The sequence below is a fragment of the Streptomyces sp. NPDC020731 genome (assembly GCF_044334705.1).
Lineage (GTDB): Bacteria > Actinomycetota > Actinomycetes > Streptomycetales > Streptomycetaceae > Streptomyces.
This window is the reverse complement of the sequence record NZ_JBIRTN010000008.1, coordinates 214,425-240,831: the sequence shown is the minus strand read 5'-3', so window position 1 is coordinate 240,831 and position 26,407 is coordinate 214,425. Positions and strand designations below refer to the sequence as shown.

Genomic DNA, 26,407 nt, shown 5'->3' with positions numbered 1-26,407 from the left:
CGTGAGTAACGAACACATCACGCTGACCGCGGGTGACGCGGAAGTGGACGTGCTGCCGGGGAACGGTGGGCGGGTCGGAGGGCTGCGGGTCGGGGGCGTCGAGCTGCTGCGGCAGGGGGAGCGGTTCGGGTGCTTCCCGATGGTGCCCTGGTGCGGACGGATCCGGGACGGACGGTTCCGGGACGGCGCGGCCGTGCGGCAGATGCCGCTCAACGCCCCGCCGAACGCCATCCACGGCACCGCCCGCGACGCCGCCTGGCGCACCGCCCGCAGGAACACCGACGAGGCCGTGCTCACGTACGACCTCGTCGAGCCATGGCCGTACGCCGGGCGCGTCACCCAGCAGATCGCGCTGACCGGGGACTCCCTGACGCTGACGATGGGCGTGGAGACGTACGAGTCGTCCTTCCCGGCGCAGATCGGCTGGCACCCGTGGTTCAACCGCGACCTCGGCAAGGAGGACGTGGTGATCGACTTCGCCCCCGTCTGGCAGGAGGAGCGCGGGGAGGACCACCTGCCGACCGGGCAGCGGATCGACCCCGAGCCGGGCCCCTGGGACGACTGCTTCGGCATGCCCGGCGGTGTCGACGTCACCCTCACCTGGCCGGGGCAGCTGGAGCTCAGGGTGACCAGCCGCCAGGAGTGGGTCGTGGTCTACGACGAGCAGCGCGAGGCCGTGTGCGTCGAGCCGCAGACCGGGCCGCCCGACGGGCTGAACACCCACCCGCGCCTGGTCACCCCGCTGGATCCGCTGGAGGCCTCGACGACCTGGACCTGGACCCGCCTCTAAGCTGGCCGTCATGAGTGACGTCAACGCAGTAATGCCGCCAGGCACACGCGGCGCGCTGCTGCAGCAGATCAAGGACAAGGCCGTGGTGCACGGCAAGGTGACCCTCTCCTCCGGTCTGGAGGCCGACTACTACGTTGACCTGCGCCGCGTCACCCTCGACGGCGAGGCCGCCCCGCTGGTCGGGCAGGTGCTGCTGGACCTGACCGACGGGCTGGAGTTCGACGCGGTGGGCGGGCTGACCATGGGTGCCGACCCGGTGGCGGCGAGCATGCTGCACGCCGCCGCCGCGCGGGGCCGGAAGCTGGACGCCTTCGTCGTGCGCAAGGCCGCCAAGGCGCACGGACTGCAGCGGCGCGTCGAGGGCCCGGACATCGAGGGCCGCCGGGTTCTCGTCGTCGAGGACACCTCCACCACCGGCGGCTCCCCGCTCGCCGCCGTCGAGGCCGTGCGCGAGGCCGGTGCCCAGGTCGTGGCCGTCGCGACGATCGTCGACCGGGCGACCGGTGCCGCCGAGAAGATCCAGGAGGGCGCCGGGGTTCCGTACCTGTTCGCCTACTCCAAGGACGAGCTCGGCCTCGACTGACCAGCCGGCCCCGACCAGCCCGCGGACAGCGGGATGGACCTTCCGGCCGAGTCTGGAAGGATGGGCGCGACAATGACGTCGCTTCCAAGGTTCCAGGTCAGGGCCGACAGCACGCAGTACGCCACACCGCACGCTTAAGGAGCGGACAGATGCCCATCGCAACTCCCGAGGTCTACAACGAGATGCTGGACCGGGCGAAGGCGGAGAAGTTCGCCTACCCGGCCATCAACGTCACCTCGTCCCAGACCCTGCACGCGGCACTGCGCGGCTTCGCCGAGGCGGAGAGCGACGGCATCGTCCAGATCTCGACGGGCGGCGCCGAGTTCCTGGGCGGCCAGCACAAGAAGGAGATGGTGACCGGCGCGGTCGCGCTCGCCGAGTTCGCGCACATCGTCGCCGAGAAGTACGACGTCAACATCGCCCTGCACACGGACCACTGCCCCAAGGACAAGCTCGACGGGTACGTCCGTCCGCTGCTCGCGGTGTCCGAGGAGCGCGTCAAGGCCGGCCGCAACCCGCTGTTCCAGTCCCACATGTGGGACGGCTCCGCGGAGACCCTCGCCGACAACCTCTCCATCGCCCAGGAGCTCCTCGAGCGCGCCCGCGCCGCGAAGATCATCCTCGAGGTCGAGATCACCCCGACCGGCGGTGAGGAGGACGGCGTCACGCACGAGATCAACGACTCCCTCTACACCACGGTCGACGACGCGGTCCGCACCGCGGAGGCCCTCGGCCTCGGTGACAAGGGCCGCTACCTGCTCGCCGCGTCCTTCGGCAACGTGCACGGCGTGTACAAGCCGGGCAACGTCGTCCTCCGCCCCGAGCTGCTGAAGGAGCTCAACGAGGGCGTCGCCGCCAAGTACGGCAAGCCGGCCGGCTCGCAGCCGTTCGACTTCGTCTTCCACGGCGGCTCCGGTTCCTCCCCGGAGGAGATCCTCACCGCGCTGGAGAACGGCGTCGTGAAGATGAACATCGACACCGACACCCAGTACGCGTTCACGCGTCCGGTCGCCGCCCACATGTTCCGCAACTACGACGGCGTCCTGAAGGTCGACGGCGAGGTCGGCGACAAGAAGACCTACGACCCGCGCACCTGGGGCAAGCTGGCCGAGGCGTCGATGTCGGCCCGCGTCCTGGAGGCCTGCCAGAACCTGCGCTCCACCGGCACCCGCATCAAGTAGCACGACGCGCGTCGAGCCCGGTACCCGCCGCGGTGCCGGGCTCTTCCGTATGCTCGCCGCATGCCCGACGTCCGGCTGTCCTCCCCGCAGGGCAAGTGGATCCTGCTCACCACGGTCCTCGGCTCCAGCATGGCCCTGCTCGACTCCACCGTGGTCAACGTCGCCCTCCCGCGCATCGGCCGCGACCTGGACGCCGACCTCGCCGCCCTGCAGTGGACCGTCAACGCGTACATGGTCACGCTGGCCGGGCTGATCCTGCTCGGCGGGGCGCTGGGCGACCGGTTCGGGCGGCGCAAGGTGTTCGTCGTCGGCGTGCTGTGGTTCGCGGCGGCCTCGCTGCTGTGCGGCCTGGCCCCCGACGCCGGCATCCTCATCGCCGCCCGCGCCCTCCAGGGCGTCGGCGGGGCGCTCCTCACCCCCGGCTCGCTCGCCCTCATCCAGGCCTCCTTCCACCCCGACGACCGGGGCCGCGCGGTCGGCCTCTGGTCCGGCTTCGGCGGCATCGGCGCGGCCGTCGGCCCCTTCGTCGGCGGCTGGCTGGTGGACGGGCCCGGCTGGCGCTGGGTGTTCCTGCTCAACGTGCCGCTCGCCCTGCTGTGCGCCCCCGTCGCCGTACGCCACGTGCCGGAGTCGACGGGCGGGAAGGCCGAGGGCCGGTTCGACGTCCTCGGTGCCGCGCTCGGCGCGATCGCCCTCGCGCTGGTGACGTACGCGCTGATCGAGGCCGACGAGGGCTCCCCGCTCGTCGCGGTCACCGCGGTCGCCGGCCTGGCCGCCGCGGTCGCCTTCGTCCTCGTCGAGAAGCGCCGCCCGCGCCCGATGATGCCGCTCGACATCTTCGCCTCCCGCCAGTTCTCGGCCGTCAACGTGGTCACGCTGTGCGTGTACGCGGCCTTCGGCGGGTTCTTCTTCCTCGCCGCGCTCCAGCTCCAGGTCGTCGTCGGCTGGTCCGCTCTCGCCGCCGGTACGGCCCTGCTGCCCACGACCGCCCTGATGCTGCTGCTCTCCGCCCGCTCCGGCGAACTCGGCGAGCGGATCGGCCCGCGCATCCCGCTCACCGTCGGACCGCTGCTGTGCGCCGCCGGGATGCTGCTGATGCTGCGCGTCGGCCCGGACGCCTCGTACGCCACCGAGGTGCTGCCCGCGCTGCTGGTGCTCGGCCTCGGCATGGTCACCCTGGTCGCACCGCTCACCGCGACGGTCCTCGCCTCCGTGGGCACCGAACGGGCGGGCCTGGCCAGCGGCATCAACAACGCCGCCGCCCGCGCGGCCGGCCTGGTGGCGGTGGCCGCGCTGCCGCTGCTCGCCGGGATGGGTCCGGAGGCCTACCGGCTCCCCGACGCCTTCGACGACGCGTTCCGGCGGGCGATGGTCCTGTGCGCGGGTGTCCTGGTGGTGGGATCGGCGATCGCCTGGGCGACCGTACGCCGCCCGGCACCGGACTGCCGGCACCCCGAGTGCCGCAGGCACGGGAGCGTGACGGTGCCGCCGCTGGAGGCGGGGACGGAAGTGGGGAAGGAGCCGTAGCGGTCCGGGTTACTGCTTGAGCGCGGTGTACGCCTCTTCGCTGCTGTCCCTGAGGAAGGTCCAGCACCGCTCGGCCTCGTCCGACTCACCGATCACCTCGGCCGCCCGCGCGAGCGCGGCGAGGCAGCGCAGGAAGCCGCGGTTGCCGCGGTGGCTCCAGGGGACCGGGCCGTGGCCCTTCCAGCCGGCCCGCCGCAGCGAGTCCAGCCCGCGGTGGTAGCCGGTGCGCGCGTACGCGTACGACTCGACCACCCGGTCGGCCTGGAAGGCGTCGTCGGCGAGCATCGCCCACGCCAGGGAGAAGGTCGGGTAGTCCGCCGCCACCTGCGCCGGCGGGGCGGACTCCTCGGAGAGGAGCGCGTAGGCCTTCTCGTTCTCGGGCAGGTGCGTCGGGTCCGGTCCGCCGAGGAGGTTCTGGTGCGTGGTCATGAGGGCCAGTCTGCCACCTCGTTGACGGACGCCGGCCCCGGACGCCGGTGGATGCCGCGGGCCGCCGCGGTGTGGTGGGCCACGAGGTCCGGGCGGCCGAGACGCCCGGCGAGGGCGGCCAGGACGAGGTGGGCCGGGCCCCAGGCCGCGGTGCCCATGCCGGCGACGACGAACTGGTCGGCGTGCGGGGCCAGCAGGTCGTAGAGGCGCCGGGGGTCGGGGGTGCCGAGGCGGGCGGCGACGAGACCCCACACGGGCAGCAGGAAGTCGGCCGTCCAGTCGTCCGCGACGTCCGTACCCCAGCGGGTGAGCAGCTCGTGGGCCTCGTCGGTGCGGCCGGCCTCGGCGACGGCCAGGACCGCGACCGGCCGCAGCGGCACCATGTCCGGCTCCCCGGCAGCCGCAACGAGGTCCCCGGCGAGCTCCGCGCCCCGGCCCTGGGCGCGCCGGCTGGTGTACGTGGTGACCAGGGTCCGCCACCGTGCGCCCCAGGGTGTGGCGGCGAAGCGGGTGGAGGCGTGGGTGCCGGCCAGTTCCTCCGCCTCGGCCCACCGTCCGTCGAGGGTGGCGCGGGCGGTCTGGGCGACCTTCACGATCGACTCCAGTTCCGGGCGGGGCGCCTCCTTGAGCAGCCGTCGGCAGCGGTCCAGTTCCCGTTCCCAGGCGGGCAGGTCGCCGGCGCGCAGCAGGCAGGCCATCGCGAAGGCGCGGGCGATCAGCTCGGTGGAGCGGGGCAGTCCGGGCAGTGCCGCCATCTCCGTCGCGGCGCGCAGGCGTTCGGCGTTGCGGCCCGGGGCGAAGCTCGCGAGGAGGTAGTTGCCGAGGGCGCGGGCGAGCAGCGCCGGGTCGTCGAGCCCGCGGGCCAGCCGGACCGCGTCGGCGGCGTGCCGCTCGCCCTCGGCGCGGCGCGGGCTGTAGTGCAGCTCGACGCCCAGGGCGCCGAGCAGTCCGGCCCGGTCGCGGTCGTCGAGCGGCCCGGCCAGCAGCTCCTCGATCGCTTCGACGACGGGCCGGTGGACGGTGCCGTACGGGCGCCAGTTCCACAGGGTGGGGGCGGCGAAGGCGGTGAGGATGCCGGTCAGGGCCCGGCGGTCGCCGGATGCGCGGGCCAGCTCGAAGGCCCTGTCCAGGTCCCGGCCGGCGCCGGTGGCGTCGCCGGTGGAGCGGCGGGCCTGGCCGAGCTCGGTGAGCAGCCGGGCGCGCTCCGCCCCGCCCTCGTCCGGCGGCAGTACGGACAGTGCCAGCTCCCACAGCTCCACGGCCTCGGCGTACGCCTGCTGCGCGGTGGCGTGCCGGGCGGCGGCCGACGCGTGCGCGACCGCCCGGGGCGCGCCGCCGACCCGGGCGGCCGCGGCGAAGTGCCGGGCCAAGGTGGCGGATTCGGCCGCGGGCAGCAGCGGTTCGAGCGCCTCGCCGATCCGCAGGTGCAGGCGGGCGCGGTCCGAGCGGCGCAGCCCGGCGTAGAGGGCGTCGCGGACGAGGGCGTGGCCGAAGCGGTAGTCGGGGCCGGCCGGCGGTTCGACGAGCAGACCGGTGGCGACGGCCGGTTCGAGCCCGTCCAGTACGTCCTCGACGGGGCGGCCGGTGACGGCCGCGAGCAGGTCGGCGTCCGTCTCGGCGCCGGCCACCGCGGCGGCGCGGAGCAGGTGGGCCGTCTCCTCCGGCAGGCGGGTCACCCGCCGCTCGATGACGTCCCTGACGCCCGCGGGCAGCGCGTCGTCGACCCCGCCCTCGCTCTGCCGCAGCCGCAGCACCTCGCCCAGGTAGAAGGGGTTGCCGCCGGTGCGGCGCAGCAGCGCCCGCGACAGGTCCTCCGCGAGACCGCGGGCGCGCAGGTACGCCGTCACGTCGGCGCCGGTGAACGGCCGCAGCTCCACCCGCGCCGCGCCTTCGAGGCGGGCCAGCGCGCCGAGGGTGTCGCGCAGCGGGCCGGGGTGGTCCCCGGGCTCGGGGCGGAGGGTGGCGAGGACGAGCACCGGCCGGCGCGCGACGGCGCCGGCGACGTGGGACAGCAGCCGCAGCGAGGAGACGTCGGCCCACTGCAGGTCGTCGAGGACGATCAGCAGCGGTTCACCGCCCGCGGGCAGCGCCGATACGACGCGCTCGTACCGCTCGTACAGGGCCGCGTCCGGGTCCGCCGCGGACACCCCGTCCGTCAGCAGGCCCCCGGCGGCCTCGCCGGCCGCTTCGCGCAGCACCCGGACCCACGGCCAGAAGGCGGGCGCGGTGCCGTCGACGCAGCCGCCGCGGGCCACCGTGAAGCCACGTGCCGTCGCCCGCTCCGCGACCTCGACGGCGTACCGGGTCTTGCCGATGCCGGCCTCCCCGGCCACCAGCAGCACGCCGCCGCTGCCGCGCCGCGCGGCGGCCAGCCGCTCCTCGGCGAGCGCCAGCTCGGTCTCCCGGGCGACGAGCCCGTCGGCCCGCGCGGCCGGCCGGGGCACCGGAGCGGGGGACGGCGGCTTCGGCGCCGGGAGCCGCAGCTCGGGCGCCTGCCCGAGCACCGCCTGCTCCAGGTCCCGCAGCTCGGGCCCCGGCCGCAGCCCCAGTTCGTCGTCGAGCCGGGCACGCACCCGGCGTAACGCGGCGAGCGCGTCGGCCTGGCGGCCGGTGCGGTACAGCGCGAGCACCAGCAGCGCCCAGCCGCGCTCGCGGTACGGCTGCTCTCCGGTCAGCGCCTCCAGGCCGGGTACGCAGGCGGCCGCCTCGCCCAGGGCCAGCCTCGCCTCGTAGCGGTCCTCCTCCACCGCCGCCCGCACCTCGGCCAGCCGTGACACCACCGGCCGGGCGAAGCGCTCGTCGGTGAACTCGCCCAGGGGCTCCCCGCGCCACAGCTCCAGCGCCCCGTCCAGTACCCGTACCGCCTCGGCGTGGTCCCCGCGCGCCAGCGCCGCACGCCCCTCGTCCGCGCCCGCGGCGAAGCGCTCCAGGTCGACCCGGCCGGGGGCGGCGGCGAGCAGATAGCCGGGCTCCCGGGTCAGCAGCAGCCGGGGCGGGGTGCGCGGCGTGCGGTCCGGCTCGAGCACCTTGCGCAGGTGCGCGACGTACGCCTGCAGGGTGCGGGTGGCCTGCGCGGGCGGTTCGCCGGACCACAGCTCGTCGATCAGCCGGTCCAGGGACACCACCCGGCCGGGTTCCAGCGCCAGCATCGCGATCAGGGCGCGCTGCTTGCGCGTGCCCAGATCCAGCGTCCGCCCGGCCGCGTCGGCGACCTCCACGGTCCCGAACAGCCGGAACTCGAGACGGTCCGACACGGTGTGCCCCCTTTCCGGGCCGCGGCCCGCGACCTCAACCCGATCCCAGCTCGACCCCAGACGGACGGGCCGAGGCTAGCGGCATCGCACAGCGGGACGGACGAGAGGGACACAACGATGACCATCGGAAACGATCTGCGGGCCGCCGTCAAGGGCCGGATCCTCACCCCCGGCGACGACGGCTTCGACGCCGCGCGCCGCCCCTGGAACCTCGCGGTGGACCAGCGGGTGGTGGCCGTGGTGGACGCGGCGGACACCGACGACGTCGCGGCCGTGGTCCGCCGGGCCCGCCTCGCGGGTCTCGCGGTCCTGGCCCAGCCCGGCGGGCACGGTGCCACCGGCGACACGGACGGCGCGGTCCTGCTGCGCACGGGCGGTCTGGGCGGCGTGGAGGTCCGCCCGGAGCGGCGGCTGGCCCGGGTGGGCGCGGGCGTGCGGTGGGGCGAGGTCCTGACGGCGGCGGGCCCGCACGGGCTGACCGGCCTCGCGGGCAGCTCCCCGGTGGTCAGCGTCACCGGGTACACGCTGGGCGGCGGGCTGAGCTGGTTCAGCCGCGCGTACGGCTTCGCCGCGAACAGCGTCCGCGCGTTCGACGTCGTGGACACCGAGGGCGCGCGCCGGCGGGTGACCGCCGGGACCGACCCGGAGCTGTTCTGGGCGCTGCGCGGCGGCAGCGGCGAGTTCGCCGTCGTCACCGCCGTCGAGTTCGACCTGCTTCCGGCACCCGAGCTGTACGGCGGGCGGATGCTGTGGCCGGCCGCCGCCGCGGCCGCCGTGCTCGACGCGTACCGCGAGGTCACCGCCGCCGCGCCGGACGAGCTCTCCGTCTGGTACGACCTGCTGCAGTTCCCCGGCGCCCCGGCGATGGTCGCCGTGGACGCCACCCATCTGGGACCGGCCGGGGAGGCGGCGGCGCTGCTGCGGGCGTTCGAGAAGATCGACGGCCGGATCAGTGACTCCCGGGGCCCGCTCCCGGTCGCCGAGCTGGGCACCATTACGGCCGAGCCGACCGACCCGGGCCCCGGTTCCTCCCGCGCGGAACTGCTGACCGGGCTGACCGACGACGTGGCGACGGCCCTGCTCGTCGAGCCGATCGACCCGCTGCTCAGCGTGCAGCTGCGCCACCTCGGCGGAGCGCTGTCCCGTCCCCCGGCGGACGCCGGTGCCTGCGGGGAGCTGACCGAGCCGTACCTGCTCTACACCTTCGGCATCCCGGCCACCCCCGAGAAGGCGGCGGCCGTCCAGGAGCGGCAGCGCGAGCTGGCCGACGCCCTCACCCCGCACACCAGCGGCCGCAAGCCGTACACCTTCCTCGCCCCCGGCGAGCGGGCCGCGAGCGCCTTCACGCCCGAGGCGCTGGGCCGGCTGCGCGCGCTGAAGCGCGAGCGCGACCCCCGCGGCACCTTCCGCACCAACTTCCCCGTCCTCGGCTGACCGCCGGACCCCGAAAGCACACCGTGAACCGCAACGGCACGGGAGACACCATGACCACCACCACACGCCGCAGTCCCGGCCGGACGCTGGCCCTGCTGGCCTTCGCCCAGCTGATCGTCTCCGTCGACTACAACATCGTGTACGTCGCCCTCCCCGAGATCGGTGCCGCACTCGGCTTCACCACCCACGGCCTGCAGTGGGTGATCAGCGGATACGCCGTCGCCTTCGGCGGATTCCTGCTGCTCGGCGGCCGGGCGAGCGACCTCTTCGGCCCGCGCCGGATGTTCGTCCTCGGCCTGTCCCTGTACGCGGCCTCCTCCCTGGCCGGAGGTCTCGCCCAGGACCCCCGGCTGCTCGTCGCGGCCCGTGCGGTGCAGGGCGTCGGCGGGGCCTTCCTCTTCCCGGCCACACTGACGCTGGTCGGCACGAGCTTCACCGAGGGACGGGAGCGCAACCGGGCGTTCGCCGTCTGGGGCACCGCGGGCGGCAGCGGCATGATCCTCGGCTCGCTGCTCGGCGGGGTGCTCACCGACGCCTTCGGCTGGGCCGCCGTCTTCTACGTCAACGTGCCGCCGGCCGCCCTCGCGGCCCTGCTCGCCCTCCCGCTGCTCGCCCCCGACGCGGGGCACCGCACGGCAGGCCGCCGGTTCGACGCCGCCGGGGCACTGACCGCGACCGCCGGGACGACACTGCTGGTCCTCGCCCTCGTCCAGGGCCCGGAGGCCGGCTGGACCTCGGCCGCGGTCCTGTCGGCCGCCGCCGCGGGACTCGTCCTGCTGACCGCGTTCGCCGCCGTGGAGAGGCGCGGCGCGGACCCGCTGACGCCGCCACGACTGCTGCGCAACAGCGACCTGAGCACCGCCATGGCCGTCACCTTCGCCTTCATGGCCACCCTCGGCACCCTGCTGTACTTCCTGACGGTCTACTTCCAGACCGTGCACGGCTACAGCGCCCTGCGCACCGGACTGGCCTTCCTCGTCCCGACGCTCGCGATCGCGGCGGGCTCGCAGACGGCGGGCCGGCTGGCCAACCGGTACGGGCTGCGCGCCACGATCGTCACGGCCCTCGCGGTCGCCGCCGCGGGCACGGCGCTGACCGCGCTGCCGATGGCGGCGGACGCCTCGTACCTCTCCCTGGTGCCCGGCCTGGTGGTGCTCGGCATCGGCCAGGGCGCCTGCTACAGCCTGATGTTCGGCGCCGCGGGCACCGGAGTGGCGGCGCACGAGCAGGGTGTCGCCGCCGGGCTGGCCTCCACCACGCAGCAGCTCGGCGGGGCGGTCGGGCTGGCGGTGCTGGTCGCCGTAGCGGGTCCGGCGGGCTCGGTGACCGGTCTGCGTACGGCGGTGTTCGCGGCGGCGGCGGGCACGGCGGTGACGGCCCTGGTGGCTCTGCGCTTCACCCGGCCCGCACCGTCCGCACCGTCCGCGCCCGTTGCGCGGGGCGCCTCGCCGAAGACGGCGTCCCGGGTCCCGGGCTGAGCCGGCCGTCCCGGGGCCCGCCTGTGAGCAGGCGGGCCTTGCGGTCGTGGGGGACGATTGCGCAGGATGCACCGTGGGGACCGGGGCCCCCGTGCCGGTAACGGCAGGGGCGGACCGCTACCCGGAGTACATGTACAGGAGACAGCGATGTCCCACGAGGCTCACGAGCAGCCCGAGACCCCGCATCTCGACTTCCAGGGCACGACCCCTTACGAGGACTACGTCAGGGCCGACGTCCTCACCCATCTGCAGCACCTCCTCTCCGACGACCCCGGAGAGATGGTCTTCCTGGTCACCACCCAGGTCATGGAGCTGTGGTTCACCGTCGTCGTCCACGAGTGGGAGACCGCGGCGAAGGCGCTGCGCGAGGACGACATCCCGACCGCGGTCGACGCGCTGAAGCGGTCCGTACGGGAGCTGGAGGCGCTGAACGCCTCCTGGAAGCCGCTGAGCGGGCTCACCCCGGCGCAGTTCAACTCCTACCGCGGCGCGCTCGGCGAGGGCTCCGGCTTCCAGTCGGCGATGTACCGGCGCATGGAGTTCCTGCTCGGTGACAAGTCCGCGTCCATGCTGGTCCCGCACCGGGGCGCGCCGCGGGTGCACGCCGAGCTGGAGAAGGCGCTGCACGAGCCGAGCCTGTACGACGAGGTGCTGCGGCTGCTCGCCCGGCGCGGGCACGCGATCCCGGACGACGTCCTGCGGCGCGACGTGTCGCGGAAGTACGAGCCCTCGGCCGAGGTGGAGGCCGTCTGGACGGCCGTCTACTCGGGCGAGGAGCGGGACGAGGTCGCCCGTCTCGGCGAGGCGCTGACCGATGTCGCCGAGCTGGTGTGGCGCTGGCGCAACGACCATCTGGTCGCCACCCGCCGGGCGATGGGCGCCAAGACCGGCACGGGCGGCTCCGCCGGGGTGGCCTGGCTGGAGAAGCGGGCGCAGAAGAGCGTGTTCCCCGAGCTGTGGACGGCGCGGTCGTATGTCTGAGTTCGCGATGAAGGCCGAGAAGCTGGACTCCTCCGACGAACTGGCTCCAAAGCGCGCCGAGTTCGTCCTCGACGACGTCGTCTACCTCGACGGCAACTCGCTGGGCGCGCTGTCGGTCGCCGTCCCCGGCCGGGTCGAGGACGTGGTGCGCCGGCAGTGGGGCGAGCTGCGCATCCGGTCCTGGACGGAGGGCGGCTGGTGGACGGCGCCGGAACGGATCGGCGACCGGATCGCGCCGCTGGTCGGCGCGGCGGCCGGGCAGGTGGTGGTCGGCGACTCGACCAGTGTCAACGTGTTCAAGGCCCTTGTCGGCGCGGTGCGGCTGGCGCGGCTGACCGGTACCGGGCGGGACGAGATCGTGGTCGACGCGACCACCTTCCCCACGGACGGCTACATCGCCGGGTCGGCGGCCCGGACGACCGGCTGCACGCTGCGTCCGGTGTCCCCGTCCGAGGTCCCGGCCGCGCTCGGTGAGCGTACGGCCGCCGTGCTGCTCAACCACGTCGACTACCGCACCGGGCGGCTGCACGACCTGCCGTCGCTGACGGCCGCCGTGCACGCGGCGGGGGCGTACGTCGTCTGGGACCTGTGCCACAGCGCGGGCGCGCTGCCGGTGGGGCTGGACGAGTACGGCGTGGACCTCGCGGTCGGCTGCACCTACAAGTACCTGAACGGCGGACCGGGTTCACCGGCGTTCCTGTATGTGCGCGCGGATCTGCAGGACCGCTTCGACTCCCCGCTGCCCGGCTGGAACTCCCACGCGGAGCCCTTCGGCATGCGTGCGGACTACGAACCGGCGGCGGGCGCGGCGCGCGGGCGGGTCGGCACCCCGGACATCCTCTCCATGCTCGCCCTGGAGGCGGCCCTGGAGGTCTGGGACGGGGTGACGGTCGACGCGGTGCGGGCCAAGTCCCTCGCGCTGACGGACTTCTTCCTGGAGTGCGTCGAGGCGTACGTCCCCGAGGGCCGGGTCGAGTGCCTGACGCCGCGGGCGCACGGGGAGCGGGGCAGCCAGATCGCCCTGCGCTGTCCGGACGCCGGTGACGTGATGAGGCGGCTGATCGAGCGGGGGGTGGTCGGCGACTTCCGCCACCCGGACGTGCTCCGCTTCGGCTTCACCCCGCTGTACGTCGGCTTCGCGGACGTGGAGCGGGCGGCGCGGGTGCTTGCGGAGGTTCTGGCGTAGGCGGGGTCCGGGGGCGATGTCGTACGAGATCGCCCCCGGGTCCGCTGACCGAGCGTGACATCCCCATGTCGGGGCACGTGGGCGTGCTGATACCGTCCCGGCCGAACGGCCGCGTTCCCTTCCGGTCCGTCACCCACGTTGCAGCGCTGAGAGGTTGAAGCATGACGGACGACGTCGCAGCCGCCCGGACCGCCGCCGAGGAGGAGTCGGCCTTCTCCCACCCACCCGTGGACCCCGATGTCACGGTGGCCTACGGCGACGACCCGGACCAGCTGATCGACTTCTACGCGCCGCGTGGGGAGGGCGGGCCCGCGCCTGTCGTGGTCGTCCTGCACGGGGGTGCCTGGCGCACGCCGTACGACCGGCGGCACATCAGCCCGTTCGCGGCCTTTCTCGCCGGGCGGGGTTTCGCCGTGGCCAGTGTCGAATACCGGCGCGGGGCGGGGGAGCCGGGCGGTGGCGATCCGGTCGCGGGGCGGTGGCCCGACACCTTCGACGACGTCACCGCCGCGATGGACGCGCTGCCGGGGCTGGTACGGGTGCACGTGCCGCAGGCCGACCCGCGGCGCGTCGTGCTCACCGGTCACTCGGCCGGTGGTCACCTGGCGTTGTGGGCCGCCGCGAGGCACGTCCTGCCGGCCGGCTCTCCCTGGCGCACGGACGGGCCCGCGCCGCTGCGCGGTGTGGTCGCCCTCGCGCCGATCGCGGACTTCGAGGTCGCCGACAAGCTGGGAGTGTGCGGTGGGGCGGGCCGCCAGCTCCTGGGCGGTGACGACCATTTCGCCGAGCGTCGGCCGCATGCCGACCCTGCGCTGCTGCTGCCCACCGGGATCGCCACCACCCTGGTGCAGGGGCGTACCGACGTCGTGGTTCCGCAGGCGGTCGCCGAGTCGTACGCGGAGGCGGCGGCGAAGGCCGGGGAGGTGGTGGGGGTGACGTTGCTGGAGGACGTGGGGCACTTTCCGCTGATCGATCCGGTGGCGGACGCGTGTGCGGTGGTGGCGGAGGAGATCGCCCAACTCGCCTGGTGAGCACTCTTGTTGCTCCACCCGGTCATACCCGTAGTACCTGAGAGCTACCCCGCAGGTGAGTCCCCCGGCGGGACGCGGGTTACGTACGCGGCTCCGTAACTTCCTTTCCTGGTAGGCCCGATGGGCGGGCTGAGGGGGAGGTACGACCACCATGGTGCGCGAGCGTGAGGGGTGCCCCGGCGGCACGACTGCCCGCGGGAGCGGTGGCACGACTGCCCGCGGATCGCGGGGGCGGCGGTGGTGGCGTGGGGTGCTTGCGGTGGCCGTCGCCTGCGCGGTGGCCGTGCCCCTCGCCGGGGCGGGTCGGGCGCGGGTGCCCTCGCCGGGGCCCGCCGTGCTCGCGGCGCCCTCCGCGGCGACCCTCGGGGGGATCTACGCCGCCAACCGGGGCAACGCCGAGGAGGCGGCCCGTATGGCCGACGAGTACGGGGACCGGGGGCGGGCCGCCGCCGACCGGGCCTTGGCCGGGCGGCAGTTGCTGGCCTTCGACGGGCGGGGGCCCGGGCTGGTCACCGAGGTGCTCGGAGATCTCGCGCATGCCGACCGCGTCGCCGTGCTCGTTCCCGGTTCCGACACCGGCATCGACACCTACGGCCGGTTCCGCGCCACCGCCCTCGCGCTGCACGAGCGGCTCGGTGCGGGTACCGCGGTCGTGGCCTGGCTCGGCTACGAGACCCCCGGCACCATCAGCACCACCGTCGCCACCACCGACCGCGCGGAGGAAGCCGCACCCCGACTGCGCGACGCGGTGAGCGACGTGCGTGCCGTCGCCGGACCGCGGGCCCGTGTCTCCCTCCTCTGCCACTCCTACGGCTCCGTCGTCTGCGCCGAAGCCGCCGACGGTCTCGACGTCGACGACATCGCCCTCCTCGGCAGCCCCGGCACCGGCGCCGACACCGCCGCCGCCCTGCACACCCGGGCCCGGATCTGGGCCGCCCGGGGCGCCGACGACTGGATCGGGAACGTCCCGCACCTCAGCGCCGACCTCCTCGGCACCACCGTCGGCTTCGGCACCGACCCCGTCTCCCCGGCGTTCGGCGCCCGGGTCTTCGCGGCCGGCGACGGCGGCCACAGCGACTACTTCGCCCCCGGCTCCGCCTCCCTGGCCAACCTCACCCGGATCGTCCTCGGCCAGACCCGGACGGTGACCTCATGAGCCGCCTCGCAGCCTCGGTACGCGACGCCGCCGGACGCGTCGACGCGGCCACCCCCGACCACCGCGACCGTGCCGTGGACGCCCTGCGCGCCGGCGCCGTCCTCGGCGTCGTCCTCGGCCACTGGCTGGTCACCGCCCTCGTCTCGGACGGCCGCACCCTGCGCACCGCCAGCCCGCTCCAGCACCTGCCGTGGCTGGCCCCCGTGTCCTGGGCGTTCCAGACCCTCGCCGTGTTCTTCCTGGTCGGCGGCCATGTGGCGACCCGTGGGTACGCCTCGTCCCGCGCCCGCGGCATCCCGTACCACCGCTGGCTGCACGGGCGGCTGGCCCGGCTGTTCAAACCGGTCGCCGCCGTCCTCCTCCTGTGGACGGTCGTCACGGTCGCGCTGCTGCTCTCCGGCGCCGAGTACGCCACCACCCGCACGCTGGTGAAACTGGCCCTGTCACCGCTGTGGTTCCTGCTGGTCTTCGCCGCCCTCACCGCCGCGACCCCGCTGCTGACGCGCCTCCATCCGCTGTGGCCGCTCGCCGTCGTCCTCCACGTCGACCTGTTCCGCTTCGGCCTCGGCGCCCCCGACCGGCTCGGCTGGCTGAACCTGGCGGCCGGCTGGCTGGTGCCGTACACCCTGGGCGCGGCCTGGACGCGCGGCGAGCTGGAACGCCGCAGGTCCGGCTGGATCCTCCTCGTCTCCGGTACGGCCGCGACGGCCGCGCTGGTCGCCTGGGCCGGCTACCCGGCGTCGATGGTCGGCGTCCCGGGCGCCGGGGTCTCCAACCTCAACCCGCCGACACTGGCCGCCGTCACCTTCGGCCTCGCCCAGTGCGGGCTCGCGCTGCTGCTGCGGGACCGGCTGCGCGGCGCGATGCGCGCACCGGTCGCGTGGGCGGCGGTGGCGATGGTCAACCTCTCCGCGATGACGATCTTCCTCTGGCACCAGTCCGCCCTGATGGCGACCACCGCCACCGGCCTCCTGGCCGGCCGCCTCCCCGGCCTGCACACCGTCCCCGACGGCCTCGGCTGGGTCGCCGCCCGGCTGGTGTGGCTGCCGGTGTTCGGCCTCGCCCTCGTGGTCTGCCGGTCCGCGTTCCGGTCCTGGGAGCGGGGCGGAGGCGGGCGGCGCGGGCGGTCCCGGGTGGTCCGCTCCCACCGGCCGGTGACGAAGGACGTACGGCATGTCTAGGCTGAACCGCGTGACAGACAAGGGGGCGGGGCTCGTCCGGCGGTGGCTGGGGGTCCTGCGGGACGACCTGTGGACCGCGCGGGTCGACCCCCTGCCGCCGTCGACCTGGCTGCGCTGGCTGCCGCACGGGATCGTGTGCCTGGCCGCGTTGGGCGTGCTGCTCGGTGACACGGCCCAGCTCGACGAGAACGGCGGGCTCGGCGGCATGACCGCCTTCGTGATCGCCCTCGCCGAGGCCGGCGCGATGGTGCTCGCGTTGTGGCGGCCGATTCCGGCGTGGTGGTTGTCGACAGGGGCCATGCTGCTCGGGCAGTTCGCGGTGCGGGCCCTGATGGCCGCCGGTGAGGACGAGTTCACCTGGCCCTGGACGGCGGCCGGGATGATCGCCCACCTGTTCGTCCTGCTGTTGCTCTCCCTGCGCGTGCGTCCCAGGGTGTCCCTGGAGACCCTGGCGCTGACGGCGCTCGCCACCTACCTCGTCGAGGGCGTGGTCGGTGCACCGAACTTCCAGCCGACCGGCAGACTCGCCGTCATCCTGTTCACGGTCGTCGTCATGTTCGGCATGGCCCTGCGCAGCCGCCGCGTGGCCCGCACGGCACTCGCGCGGCAGACCTCGCTCACCGCCGAGGAACGTGCCCGGCGCACCCTCCTGGAGGAGCGCAGCCGGATCGCGCGGGAGCTGCACGACGTGGTGGCCCACCACATGTCGGTGATCTCCATCCAGGCCCAGGTCGCCCCGCACCTCGTGCAGGACCCGACGGACGAACTCAAGGAGAACCTCGCCGGCATCCGGCAGAACGCCGTCGAGGCGCTCACCGAGCTGCGCCGCGTCCTGGACGTGCTGCGTTCCGAACACCCCGCCCCCGGCGAGCGCGCGGACGCCCCGCAGCCCACCCTCGACCGTCTCGAATCGCTGGTGGAGAACACCCGTGCCGCCGGACTGACCGTGACCACCGAGATCACCGGCGAACGGCGCCCGCTGCCGTCCGGCGTGGAGCTGTCGGCGTACCGGATCGTGCAGGAGGCGCTGAGCAACGTGCTGCGGCACGCGCCCGGCGCGACCGCCCAGGTCACCCTGGCCTACGATCCGCGGGGGCTGCGGGTGGCGGTCGTCAACACCGGCCCGGAGCGGGAGGCACCGCCGTCCTCCGGCGCCGGGCACGGGCTGCTCGGCATGCGGGAACGGGCCGTCATGCTGGGCGGCAGGCTGACCGTCGGCCCCTGGGCCGGCCGGGGTTACAAGGTCGACGCCTACCTCCCGGTCTCCGCTCCGCCCGCCACCGACCCCCTTCCCCAGGACGGCACCGCATGATCCGCGTACTCGTCGCCGACGACCAGCAGATGGTCCGGCAGGGCTTCACCGTGCTGCTCAACACGCAGCCCGACATCGAGGTCGTCGGCCAGGCGGTGAACGGAGTGGACGCGGTCGCACGGGTCGCCGAACTCGCCCCGGACGTCGTCCTGATGGACATCCGCATGCCCGAACTCGGCGGCATCGAGGCGACCGCTCTCATCACCACCGCCACCCCGCACATCAAGGTCCTCGTACTGACCACCTTCGACCTCGACGAGTACGTGTACGAGGCGTTGCGCGCCGGGGCGTCCGGGTTCCTGCTGAAGGACGCCTCCGCCGACCAGCTCGCCGAGGCGGTACGGGTGGTGGCGGCCGGGGACGCCCTGCTCGCGCCCGGGATCACCCGCCGGCTGATCGCCGAGTTCTCCCGGCTGGACGCCCGCCCCCGCACCCCGCTGAGACAGCGCGTCGGGGAGCTGACCGAACGCGAGACGGAGGTGCTCGCGCTGATCGCGCAGGGCCTGTCCAACGCGGAGATAGCGGTACGGCTGGTGGTGGCCGAGCAGACCGTGAAGACGCACGTCGGCCGCATCCTGGTGAAACTGGGCCTGCGGGACCGCACCCAGGCGGCGGTGTTCGCGTACGAGTCCGGGCTGATCCGCCCCTCCGGGTACTGACCTCGGGGTACTGACCTCCGGGTACCGACCTCCGGGTACTGAGGAGCAACGCGCCGTGACCCGCGTAGTACCTGAGACGGACGCCCGGGAACCCGCCTCAGCGGGGACGACCGCGACCACCCGGTCGGCCTACCGTGTGAGCGTGACCGAGACGACTCACCAGCAGCCCCCGGCCGCCCCGCGCGAGGACGGGGCCGGGACCCGCAGCCCCGAGTACCGGCTGGCCCGGAACTCCCTGCGGGGACTGCGCCAGGACCTGTTCCGCGACCCCTTCGCCTACCGCCCGCTGCCGCCCCGGCGCACGGACGGCCCGTTCGTCCGCCGGCTGCCCGCCCGGCTGCGGTCGGCCGCGCAGCACCTCCCGCACGCGGTGGTGGGGGCGCTGGCGCTGATCGCCCTGATGGCCGGCGCGCTGTCGAGCGGCCTGCCCGGCGGGGACGTGATGGCCCTGCTGATCGGTCTGCTGTGCGCGCTCCCGGTGCTCACCACGCTGATCCGGCCGGTCGGCGCGTTCTGGCTGTCCCTGGGGGTGACCCCGGTGGTCGCGCTGATCAAGAGCGGTCAGGGCGACTGGCCGTGGATGCCCGGCGCGTTCGTCTGCCACCTGGCGGTGCTGGTCGTCGTGGCGCTGCGCACCCGGCCCCGCACCGCCGCCTGGATGTGGGCCCTGACCGGCGTGTACGCCTTCCTCTCGGACGGCGTCCTCGGCGGGTCGTACTACTACACCAACAGCGCGCCCATGATGGTGACGTCCGCCTTCGCCCTGCTCGTGGTCTGCCTCTGGCACGTCCGTCGCACCGCCGAGCAGGAGGTGACCGCCCAGCAGACGGTGACCGCGCACGAGCGTTCCCGGCGCACGGCGCTGGAGGAGCGCACCACCATCGCCCGCGAGCTGCACGACGTGGTCGCCCACCACATGTCGGTGGTCGCCATCCAGGCCGAGGCCGCGCCCTACCGGGTGGAGAACCCGCCGCCGGAGCTGGAGCGCGCCTTCGCCACCATCCGCGAGAACGCGGTGGCCGCCCTCACCGAGCTGCGCCGCATCCTGGGTGTGGTCCGCGCCGAGGACTACGAGGCCCCGGACGCCCCGCAGCCCACCCTCGCCGACCTGGACGCCCTGCTCGTCAACGTGCGCGACGCCGGTCTCGAGGCGGAGAAGGTGGTGACCGGCGCGGTGCGGGAGCTGCCCCAGGGCGTGGAGCTGTCGGCGTACCGCATCGTGCAGGAGGCGCTGAGCAACAGCCTGCGGCACGCGCCCGGCGCGAGCGCCCGAGTGGAGATCGGGTACGTCCTCGGCGGACTCGGCGTGCGCGTCGTGAACGACCCGGCTCCCGAGCCGGACCTGATCAAGCCCTCGCCCGGCGCGGGCCACGGCATCACCGGCATGCGGGAGCGGGTCACCATGCTGAACGGCGAGATGACGGCCGGCCCGTCCGCCGACGGGGGCTACGAGGTCGCGGTGTTCCTGCCGGTCGCCTCGGTGAACGAAGGTGACGCATGACGATCCGTGTCCTGATCGTGGACGACCAGATGATGGTGCGCGAGGGCTTCTCGGTCCTGCTGGGCGCGATGCCCGACATCGAGGTCGTGGGCGAGGCCGTCAACGGCCGGGAGGCGGTGGAGCGGGTCCGCGAGCTCGCCCCCGACGTCGTCCTGATGGACATCCGCATGCCCGAGCTGAACGGCATCGAGGCGACGCGGGAGATCGTCGCCGCCGACGGCGCGGCGAAGGTGCTGGTGCTGACCACCTTCGACCTCGACGAGTACGTCTACCAGGCGCTGCGCGCGGGCGCCTCCGGCTTCCTCCTCAAGGACGCCTCCGCCCGCCAGCTCGCCGACGGGGTACGGGTCGTCGCGTCCGGGGAGGCACTGCTCGCCCCCACGGTGACCAGACGGCTCATCACCGAGTTCTCCAAGCTGTCCGAGGCCCCGCGCCTGATGCCGTCCGCGCAGGCGGCGTACGGCGATCTGACCGAGCGGGAGACGGAGGTGCTGGTGCTGATCGCGCAGGGCCTGTCGAACTCGGAGATCGCCGGGCGGCTGGTGGTGGCCGAGTCGACGATCAAGACGCACGTGAGCCGCATCCTGGTGAAGCTGGGCCTGCGGGACCGCACCCAGGCGGCGGTGTTCGCCTACGAGGCGCGGCTGGTCACCCCCGGCTGACCCTGGCCAGGGGGCGGGGCGCCGGGCTAACGTCCGTTCATGGCAGCCCTTCCCGACCTCGCGTTCGACCCGTGGGACCCCGCGTTCGTCGCCGACCCGTACCCCGCCTACGCCGAGCTGCGCGAACGCGGGCGGGTGCACTGGTTCGAGCCGACGGGCCAGTGGCTGGTCGCGCACCACGCGGACGTCTCGGCACTGCTGCGCGACCGGCGCCTGGGACGGACGTACCAGCACCGCTTCGGTCACGAGGAGTTCGGCCGCACCGCCCCGCCGCCGGAGCACGAGCCGTTCCACACCCTCAACGACCACGGCATGCTCGACCTCGAACCGCCGGACCACACCCGCATCCGCCGCCTGGTGTCGAAGGCCTTCACCCCGCGCACGGTGGAGCGCCTCAAACCGTACGTCCGTGATCTCGCGGACGACCTGGTGTCCGCGCTGGTCGAGGCGGGCGGCGGCGACCTGCTCAAGGACGTCGCCGAGCCGCTGCCGGTCGCGGTGATCGCCGAGATGCTCGGCATCCCGGAGGCGGACCGGGCGCCGCTGCGGCCCTGGTCGGCGGACATCTGCGGAATGTACGAGCTGAACCCGCCGGAGGAGACGGCGGCGAGGGCGGTCCGGGCGTCGGTCGAGTTCTCGGAGTACCTGCGCGAGCTGATCGCCGAGCGCCGCAAGAACCCGGGCGACGACCTGGTCTCGGGTCTGATCGCCGCCCACGACGAGGACGACGACCGGCTCACCGAGCAGGAGATGATCTCCACCTGCGTCCTGCTGCTGAACGCCGGCCACGAGGCGACGGTGAACTCCACGGTCAACGGCTGGTGGGCGCTGTTCCGCAACCCCGACCAGCTCGCCGCCCTGCGCGCGGACCACTCCCTGATCCCCACGGCGATCGAGGAGCTGATGCGCTACGACACCCCGCTCCAGCTCTTCGAACGCTGGGTCCTCGACGAGATCGAGATCGACGGCCGGGTCATCCCGAGGGGCGCGGAGATCGCGATGCTCTTCGGCTCCGCCAACCACGACCCGGCGGTCTTCACCGACCCGTCCCGCCTGGACCTGACCCGCGCCGACAACCCGCACATCTCCTTCAGCGCCGGCATCCACTACTGCATCGGCGCACCACTGGCCCGTATCGAGCTGGCGGCGTCGATGTCGGCCCTGCTGGAGAAGGCGCCGGGGCTGCGGCTCGCGGCGGAGCCGCAGCGGAAGCCGAACTTCGTGATCAGGGGTCTGGAGGGGCTGGCCGTGGACGTGGGGTGATCACCCGTTCGGATGATCACCGGCCGACTTCCGGTGATGGACGTGGATGACTCGTCAAGCTGGTGTCCGCCTGCGGAGGGAGGCACCATGACGGTTATGGCAGAACGCGCGTCATCCCAGTTGTCGGTGGACATGTTCGAGCGGATCGCCGAGTTCGCCGAGCGTGAGGACGAGACCGTCAGGTTCGAGTTCATCAACGGACGGATCGGGCTCAGGAAAGTGACCAACGGCAATCACGGCGCGATCATCATGTGGCTGATCCGTCAGTGCATGCAGGCCAGGCCCGAACTCGATCTCAGCCCGGTGCAAGGGCTGAAGGTGGAGTCCTACCGCAAGGGCCGGGCCCTTCCGGACGCGGTACTCGCCCCCGTCGCCCACTTCGCCGGACAGGGAGACTGGGCGGACATCGAGGGCGTGCTGATGACCGTGGAGGTCACGTCCTTCGACTCGGACACGCACGCTCGCGACCGTGTGGAGAAGCCCCAGGCCTACGCCGAAGCCGGGATCCCCGTCTATTTGCTGATCGACCGCGACCGCCGCTCGATTCTTGTGCACAGCGACCCGCACCCAGTGGCCGGCTACCGGAACATCCAGAAGCGCCAGCTGGGCGACAGGGTCGTGCTTCCCGAGCCCGTCGGTATCGAATTCGACGCCGAGGAGCTCAAGCCGTACATGGACTGACGACCCCGGTCACGCCGTCATGTCCCTCCGCCGCAACCCGGCCAGCCCCGCCCCGACCAGCGCCGCCGCGAGCGCCGTGAGGACCAGCACCGGCGCCCACGCCATCTCCCCGCCCGGCAGCTTCGGCAGATGACCGAAGGGCGACAGGTCCAGCACCGCCCGCGGTACGTCCAGCGCCGGCCCGACCCAGCCGATCAGCAGCACCGCACCGGCCACGCCCCACGCGACCGTCGCCGCCCGGGGCACCAGTCCGTACAGCAGGACCGCGACCCCACCGATCACCCACACCGCCGGGACCTGCACCAGGCACGCCCCCAGGATCACGCCCGCCTGCTCACCGTGGCCGAGCGCGAGGCCCACCCCCGCGAGCAGCATCAGCAGTGCCGCCCCGCCGAACGCCACCGCCAGATGCCCGGCCGCCCACCGCAGCCGTCCGACGGCCCCCGCGAGCACCGGTTCGGCCCGCCCCGAGGTCTCCTCGCCGTGCAGCCGCAGCACCGACGCCACGATGTACAGGGCGGCCACCAGGCCGAGCATCCCGGCCATCGCCGCGAGGAACGCGTCCGTCAGCCCCGACTGACCGCCCATCCGCTGGAAGATCTCCCGGGCGCCCTCGTTGTCGCCGACCAGATCGGCCGCACCCTCCGCCATCCCGCCGTACACCAGCCCCGCCAGCAGGAACCCGAGGCTCCAGCCGAGCACACCGCCCCGCTGCAACCGCCGGGCCAGCGCCCCCGCACCGCCCAGCCGCCCGGCGGCCGGCCCCGGACGGCTCGGCAGGAAACTCATGCCGAGGTCCCGGCGCCCGGCGAGCGCGTACGCCACCGCCCCCTGCACCAGCACCGCGCCCGCGAACAGCCCCAGCACCCACCACCGTTCACCGGCGAACGCCCGCAGGTTCGTCAGCCAGCCGAGCGGTGACGCCCACGTCAGCGGCGACGAGCCTCCCCCAGTGCCAAAAGCCTGGGAGGTGCCCCCATCGGTCGCCGAGTCGCCGCCCGCCCGCAGTACGAACGCCGCCCCCAGCACCGCCGCCGTCAGCCCCCGCGTGAGCCGCGCGCTCTCCGTCAACTGGGCCACGATCGCCGCCATCGTCGCGAACACCATCCCCGCTCCCGCGATCCCGAGCCCGAACGCGAGCGCGCCCGCCGCGCCCTGCCCGGCCAGGCCCGCCGTCACCAGCAGCGCCAGTACTCCGTTCGCGACGGCCGCCGCGAGCAGCGCCGCCGTCAGCGAGGCCCTGCGCCCGACCATCCCGGACGCCACCATCTCCTGACGTCCGCTCTCCTCCTCGTCCCTGGTGTGCCGTACGACGACCAGCAGACCGACCACGGCGGCCAGCGCCCCCGCGTACACCCCGACCCGCCAGGCGGTCAGCGCGCCGAGCGAATCGCCGAAGACGGGACCGACCATGGCGCGCAGCGAGGAGTTGCCGGCCATCTGGGCGACCAGGTCGGCGCGTTCGGCGGGAGTGCCGTACAGGCCCTTGAGCGTGTTCGGCATGGACAGCACCATCAGCGCGTTCACCGCGACCCAGACCGGGATCATCACCCGGTCCCGGCGCAGCGCGAAGCGCAGCAGGACGGCGGTGCCGGCGAGTTGGCGCGAACTCGTGGGCCGTACGGCGAAGGCGGCGGCGCTCATCGGGCGGTCACCTCGTCCTGGTAGTGCCGCAGGAACAGTTCCTCCAGCGTCGGCGGGGTGGACGTCAGCGACCGCACGCCCGACTCGCTCAGCGCGCGCAGCACCGCGTCCAGCTTGTCGGTGTCGACCTGGAGCCGCACCCGCCGCCCCTGTACGTCGAGGTCGTGCACGCCGGGCAGCCCGGCGAGCCCGTTGGGCGGCCCGGCGAGTTCGGCGCTCACGCTCGTCCGGGTCAGATGCCGCAGCTCGGCGAGCGAACCGCTCTCCACGGTGCTTCCCTTGCGGATGATGCTGACCCTGTCGCACAGCTCCTCCACCTCGCTGAGGATGTGCGAGGACAGCAGCACGGTCCGCCCGCGCTCCCGCTCCTCGGTGACACAGCGCTGGAAGACCTCCTCCATCAGCGGGTCCAGACCGGACGTCGGCTCGTCCAGGATCAGCAGGTCGACGTCGGAGGCGAACGCGGCGACCAGGGCGACCTTCTGCCGGTTGCCCTTGGAGTACGTCCGGCCCTTCTTCGTCGGGTCCAGCTCGAACCGCTCGACCAGCTCGGCGCGGCGGTGCGGGTCCAGGCCCCCGCGCAGCCTCCCGTACAGGTCGATGACCTCGCCCCCGGAGAGGTTGCGCCACAGCGTCACGTCACCGGGGACGTAGGCGATACGACGGTGGATCTCCACGGCGTCCGCCCACGGATCCCGGCCGAGCACCTGGGCGGCACCGGAGTCGGCGCGCAGCAGGCCGAGCAGGACGCGGATGGTGGTGGACTTCCCGGAGCCGTTGGGGCCGAGGAAGCCGTGGACCTCGCCGGTCTCGACGCTCAGGTCGAGACCGTCCAGCGCGTGGGTCCGGCCGAACGACTTGTGCAGTCCGGACACGGTGATGGCCTTCGTCATGTTTCGGAACGTACGCTTCTTTCAGAAATTTGTGAAGTTAAGGAAGCGTATGAATCGGCGACTAGACTTGATCACGGCGTCCACGGCGTCCACGGCGCCTGAGCAGGGGAGATGATCGGATCATGGCGGAACCGAGCGGGACGGCCCGGGACCCGGAGGCGGTCTCACGGTTCGTGGAGCACTTCGCGGCACAGATGGTGGAGGCCGGCCTCCAGCGCATGCCCGCCCGCGTCTTCAGTGCCCTGCTCGCCTCCGACGTCGGGGTCATGACCTCCGCCGAGCTGGGCGAACAGCTCAAGATCTCACCGGCCGCGGTCTCCGGCGCGGTGCGCTACCTGTCCCAGGTGCACATGGTGTCGCGCGAACGCGAGCCCGGCTCGCGCCGGGAGCGGTACCGGGTCCACGGCGACCAGTGGTACGAGGCCCTCACCAACCGCGAGGCCGTCATCAAGCGCTGGGAGGACGCCCTCCGGGAGGGCGTCACCAGCCTGGGCGCGGACACCCCGGCGGGGCGGCGGCTGACGGAGACGCTGGCCTTCTTCGAGTTCGTCGAGAAGGAGGTCGAGGCGATGATGGAGCGCTGGCGGGTGCATCGGGAGGAGCGGTTCGGGCAGGGGTGAGGGGCGGATCGGGAAGCTACCGCACGGGCACGATGAGCCCCCAAGCCGCCTCCCGCACCACCCACGTCCGCGTCCGCACCGGCCCCGACACCGCCGCGTCCGCCCGATAGCGGAAGTGCGCGCCCGACACGGTCACCGTCCGCCCCTCCGCCAGCAGCGGCGACGCCTCCGCCCCCACCGACGCCGGACGCACTTCCACCCGCGCCGTCCCGGAGACACCGGGCACGACCGAGACACCCTCCACCGGCTGCCCCAGATCGACGAGCGTCTCCCCGTCCACCTCCACCCGCAGCCGCGTCGGTCCCGCTTCCGGCGCGGAGACGGTTCCGGACGGCCGCGCCGGCACCAGGGTCCGTACCAGCGACCGGCACGTCCGCAGCCACGGGCGCCCCGCCCCGCCGCCCGCCTCCCGCACCCGTGCCGTGCCGCCGAGCGGCGGTATCCGCAGCGCACCGAGCACCACCCCGTCGCTGTCGTCCACCAGCAGGTCCATCCGCCGCTCCGCCCCGTCCAGCACCGCCCGCGCCGCCGCCACCGCACCCGCCGGCACCCCCAGCGACCGGGCGAGGGAGACCGCACCCCCCACCGGCACCAGCGACAGCGCGCAGTCGGCCAGTTCCCGCTGCCGGTGCAGCAGCTCCACCGCCCGCACCAGGGCCCGGTCGTCGCCCACCACCACCGGCCGCCGCGACCCGCGCCGCGCCAGCATCCGCGCGAACTCCTCCGGACCGTCCGGCAGACACACCTTCGTGCCCGCCGCACCCGCGCTGAGCACGTCTTTCGCGATCCGGACGGACTCGCCGTCCGCCCGTCGGGCGACCGGATCGATGACCACCAGGAGCTGATCGGACGTCGCGGAAAAGATCCTGGAAGTCGCCACCTCGGCCATGCCTCGCTTCCTCGGGTAGCATCTTTGTGCAAGAGCCCCTTGCGCTATTGCGCCAGGGGCTTCGTCTATTCC

The 26,407-nt window shown here is 73.8% G+C and carries 23 protein-coding genes; 18 read left to right on the top strand and 5 right to left on the bottom strand.

The window, feature by feature from the left end; genetic code table 11:
* The first annotated feature begins 1 nt into the window (after window position 1).
* The 4 genes from ACH4VX_RS14985 to ACH4VX_RS14970 all read left to right on the top strand — a co-directional run bounded on the left by ACH4VX_RS14985 (window position 2) and on the right by ACH4VX_RS14970 (window position 4,081).
* Entirely contained in the window at window positions 2-790 is a 789-nt protein-coding gene (locus ACH4VX_RS14985) for an aldose 1-epimerase (protein ID WP_398367813.1), read from the top strand.
* Between the two features lie 10 nt (window positions 791-800).
* On the top strand, window positions 801-1,373 hold the full coding sequence (pyrE, locus tag ACH4VX_RS14980; protein ID WP_398367812.1) for an orotate phosphoribosyltransferase: 573 nt from the start codon (window positions 801-803) through the stop codon (window positions 1,371-1,373).
* Between the two features lie 149 nt (window positions 1,374-1,522).
* Entirely contained in the window at window positions 1,523-2,554 is a 1,032-nt protein-coding gene (gene fbaA / locus ACH4VX_RS14975) for a class II fructose-bisphosphate aldolase (protein ID WP_398367811.1), read from the top strand.
* A 60-nt stretch (window positions 2,555-2,614) separates the two neighbouring features.
* Window positions 2,615-4,081: an MFS transporter gene (locus ACH4VX_RS14970; RefSeq protein ID WP_398367810.1), complete on the top strand. Its 1,467-nt coding sequence runs from the start codon at window positions 2,615-2,617 to the stop codon at window positions 4,079-4,081.
* A 9-nt stretch (window positions 4,082-4,090) separates the two neighbouring features.
* Here the strand turns inward: ACH4VX_RS14970 and ACH4VX_RS14965 are convergent, their stop codons facing one another.
* Together ACH4VX_RS14965 and ACH4VX_RS14960 are read right to left on the bottom strand one after the other, a co-directional pair.
* A complete protein-coding gene (locus ACH4VX_RS14965) occupies window positions 4,091-4,510 on the bottom strand; it encodes a DUF3151 domain-containing protein (RefSeq protein ID WP_398367809.1) in 420 nt (139 codons plus the stop codon).
* Window positions 4,507-7,764 carry a BTAD domain-containing putative transcriptional regulator gene (locus ACH4VX_RS14960; RefSeq protein WP_398367808.1) on the bottom strand — a complete coding sequence of 1,086 codons (3,258 nt, stop codon included), beginning with the start codon at window positions 7,762-7,764 and terminating at the stop codon, window positions 4,507-4,509. Before ACH4VX_RS14960 ends, ACH4VX_RS14965 begins: the two co-directional genes overlap by 4 nt.
* A gap of 117 nt (window positions 7,765-7,881) precedes the next feature.
* Here ACH4VX_RS14960 and ACH4VX_RS14955 point away from each other — a divergent pair, with 117 nt between their 5' ends.
* The 13 genes from ACH4VX_RS14955 to ACH4VX_RS14895 all read left to right on the top strand — a co-directional run bounded on the left by ACH4VX_RS14955 (window position 7,882) and on the right by ACH4VX_RS14895 (window position 22,289).
* Complete coding sequence (locus ACH4VX_RS14955; protein ID WP_398367807.1) at window positions 7,882-9,198, top strand: FAD-binding oxidoreductase; 1,317 nt, start codon at window positions 7,882-7,884, stop codon at window positions 9,196-9,198.
* A 50-nt stretch (window positions 9,199-9,248) separates the two neighbouring features.
* Entirely contained in the window at window positions 9,249-10,676 is a 1,428-nt protein-coding gene (locus ACH4VX_RS14950) for an MFS transporter (RefSeq protein WP_398367806.1), read from the top strand.
* A 147-nt stretch (window positions 10,677-10,823) separates the two neighbouring features.
* Window positions 10,824-11,657 carry a tryptophan 2,3-dioxygenase family protein gene (locus ACH4VX_RS14945; protein WP_398367805.1) on the top strand — a complete coding sequence of 278 codons (834 nt, stop codon included), beginning with the start codon at window positions 10,824-10,826 and terminating at the stop codon, window positions 11,655-11,657.
* Window positions 11,650-12,843, top strand: a complete 1,194-nt coding sequence (gene kynU / locus ACH4VX_RS14940) for a kynureninase (protein ID WP_398367804.1) — start codon at window positions 11,650-11,652, stop codon at window positions 12,841-12,843. The genes ACH4VX_RS14945 and kynU overlap by 8 nt, the downstream gene beginning before the upstream one ends.
* Window positions 12,844-13,004: 161 nt before the next feature.
* A complete protein-coding gene (locus ACH4VX_RS14935) occupies window positions 13,005-13,874 on the top strand; it encodes an alpha/beta hydrolase (RefSeq protein WP_398367803.1) in 870 nt (289 codons plus the stop codon).
* 151 nt (window positions 13,875-14,025) lie between these two features.
* The gene (locus ACH4VX_RS14930; RefSeq protein WP_398367802.1) at window positions 14,026-15,030 is read left to right on the top strand and encodes an alpha/beta hydrolase; all 1,005 of its coding nucleotides are present in this window, start codon (window positions 14,026-14,028) and stop codon (window positions 15,028-15,030) included.
* Window positions 15,027-16,211, top strand: coding sequence for an acyltransferase (locus ACH4VX_RS14925; RefSeq protein ID WP_398367801.1), 1,185 nt, complete (start codon window positions 15,027-15,029; stop codon window positions 16,209-16,211). The genes ACH4VX_RS14930 and ACH4VX_RS14925 overlap by 4 nt, the downstream gene beginning before the upstream one ends.
* Window positions 16,204-17,523, top strand: coding sequence for a sensor histidine kinase (locus tag ACH4VX_RS14920; RefSeq protein WP_398367800.1), 1,320 nt, complete (start codon window positions 16,204-16,206; stop codon window positions 17,521-17,523). Before ACH4VX_RS14925 ends, ACH4VX_RS14920 begins: the two co-directional genes overlap by 8 nt.
* A complete protein-coding gene (locus ACH4VX_RS14915; RefSeq protein ID WP_398367799.1) occupies window positions 17,520-18,182 on the top strand; it encodes a response regulator in 663 nt (220 codons plus the stop codon). The genes ACH4VX_RS14920 and ACH4VX_RS14915 overlap by 4 nt, the downstream gene beginning before the upstream one ends.
* A 142-nt stretch (window positions 18,183-18,324) precedes the next feature.
* On the top strand, window positions 18,325-19,683 hold the full coding sequence (locus ACH4VX_RS14910) for a sensor histidine kinase (protein ID WP_398367798.1): 1,359 nt from the start codon (window positions 18,325-18,327) through the stop codon (window positions 19,681-19,683).
* On the top strand, window positions 19,680-20,345 hold the full coding sequence (locus ACH4VX_RS14905; protein ID WP_398367797.1) for a response regulator: 666 nt from the start codon (window positions 19,680-19,682) through the stop codon (window positions 20,343-20,345). The genes ACH4VX_RS14910 and ACH4VX_RS14905 overlap by 4 nt, the downstream gene beginning before the upstream one ends.
* Before the next feature lie 39 nt (window positions 20,346-20,384).
* Complete coding sequence (locus ACH4VX_RS14900) at window positions 20,385-21,608, top strand: cytochrome P450 (RefSeq protein ID WP_398367796.1); 1,224 nt, start codon at window positions 20,385-20,387, stop codon at window positions 21,606-21,608.
* Window positions 21,609-21,695: 87 nt separating this feature from the next.
* A complete protein-coding gene (locus ACH4VX_RS14895; protein WP_398367795.1) occupies window positions 21,696-22,289 on the top strand; it encodes a Uma2 family endonuclease in 594 nt (197 codons plus the stop codon).
* Window positions 22,290-22,298: 9 nt separating this feature from the next.
* Here ACH4VX_RS14895 and ACH4VX_RS14890 read toward each other — a convergent pair whose 3' ends face one another.
* Together ACH4VX_RS14890 and ACH4VX_RS14885 are read right to left on the bottom strand one after the other, a co-directional pair.
* Window positions 22,299-23,933: an ABC transporter permease gene (locus ACH4VX_RS14890; protein WP_398367794.1), complete on the bottom strand. Its 1,635-nt coding sequence runs from the start codon at window positions 23,931-23,933 to the stop codon at window positions 22,299-22,301.
* Window positions 23,930-24,826 (bottom strand): ATP-binding cassette domain-containing protein, encoded by an 897-nt coding sequence (locus tag ACH4VX_RS14885; RefSeq protein WP_398367793.1) that lies wholly within the window; start codon window positions 24,824-24,826, stop codon window positions 23,930-23,932. The genes ACH4VX_RS14890 and ACH4VX_RS14885 overlap by 4 nt, the downstream gene beginning before the upstream one ends.
* Before the next feature lie 122 nt (window positions 24,827-24,948).
* Here ACH4VX_RS14885 and ACH4VX_RS14880 point away from each other — a divergent pair, with 122 nt between their 5' ends.
* Entirely contained in the window at window positions 24,949-25,446 is a 498-nt protein-coding gene (locus ACH4VX_RS14880) for a GbsR/MarR family transcriptional regulator (protein ID WP_398367792.1), read from the top strand.
* A 16-nt stretch (window positions 25,447-25,462) separates the two neighbouring features.
* Here the strand turns inward: ACH4VX_RS14880 and ACH4VX_RS14875 are convergent, their stop codons facing one another.
* The gene (locus tag ACH4VX_RS14875) at window positions 25,463-26,335 is read right to left on the bottom strand and encodes a diacylglycerol kinase family protein (RefSeq protein ID WP_398367791.1); all 873 of its coding nucleotides are present in this window, start codon (window positions 26,333-26,335) and stop codon (window positions 25,463-25,465) included.
* Window positions 26,336-26,407 lie beyond the last annotated feature (72 nt).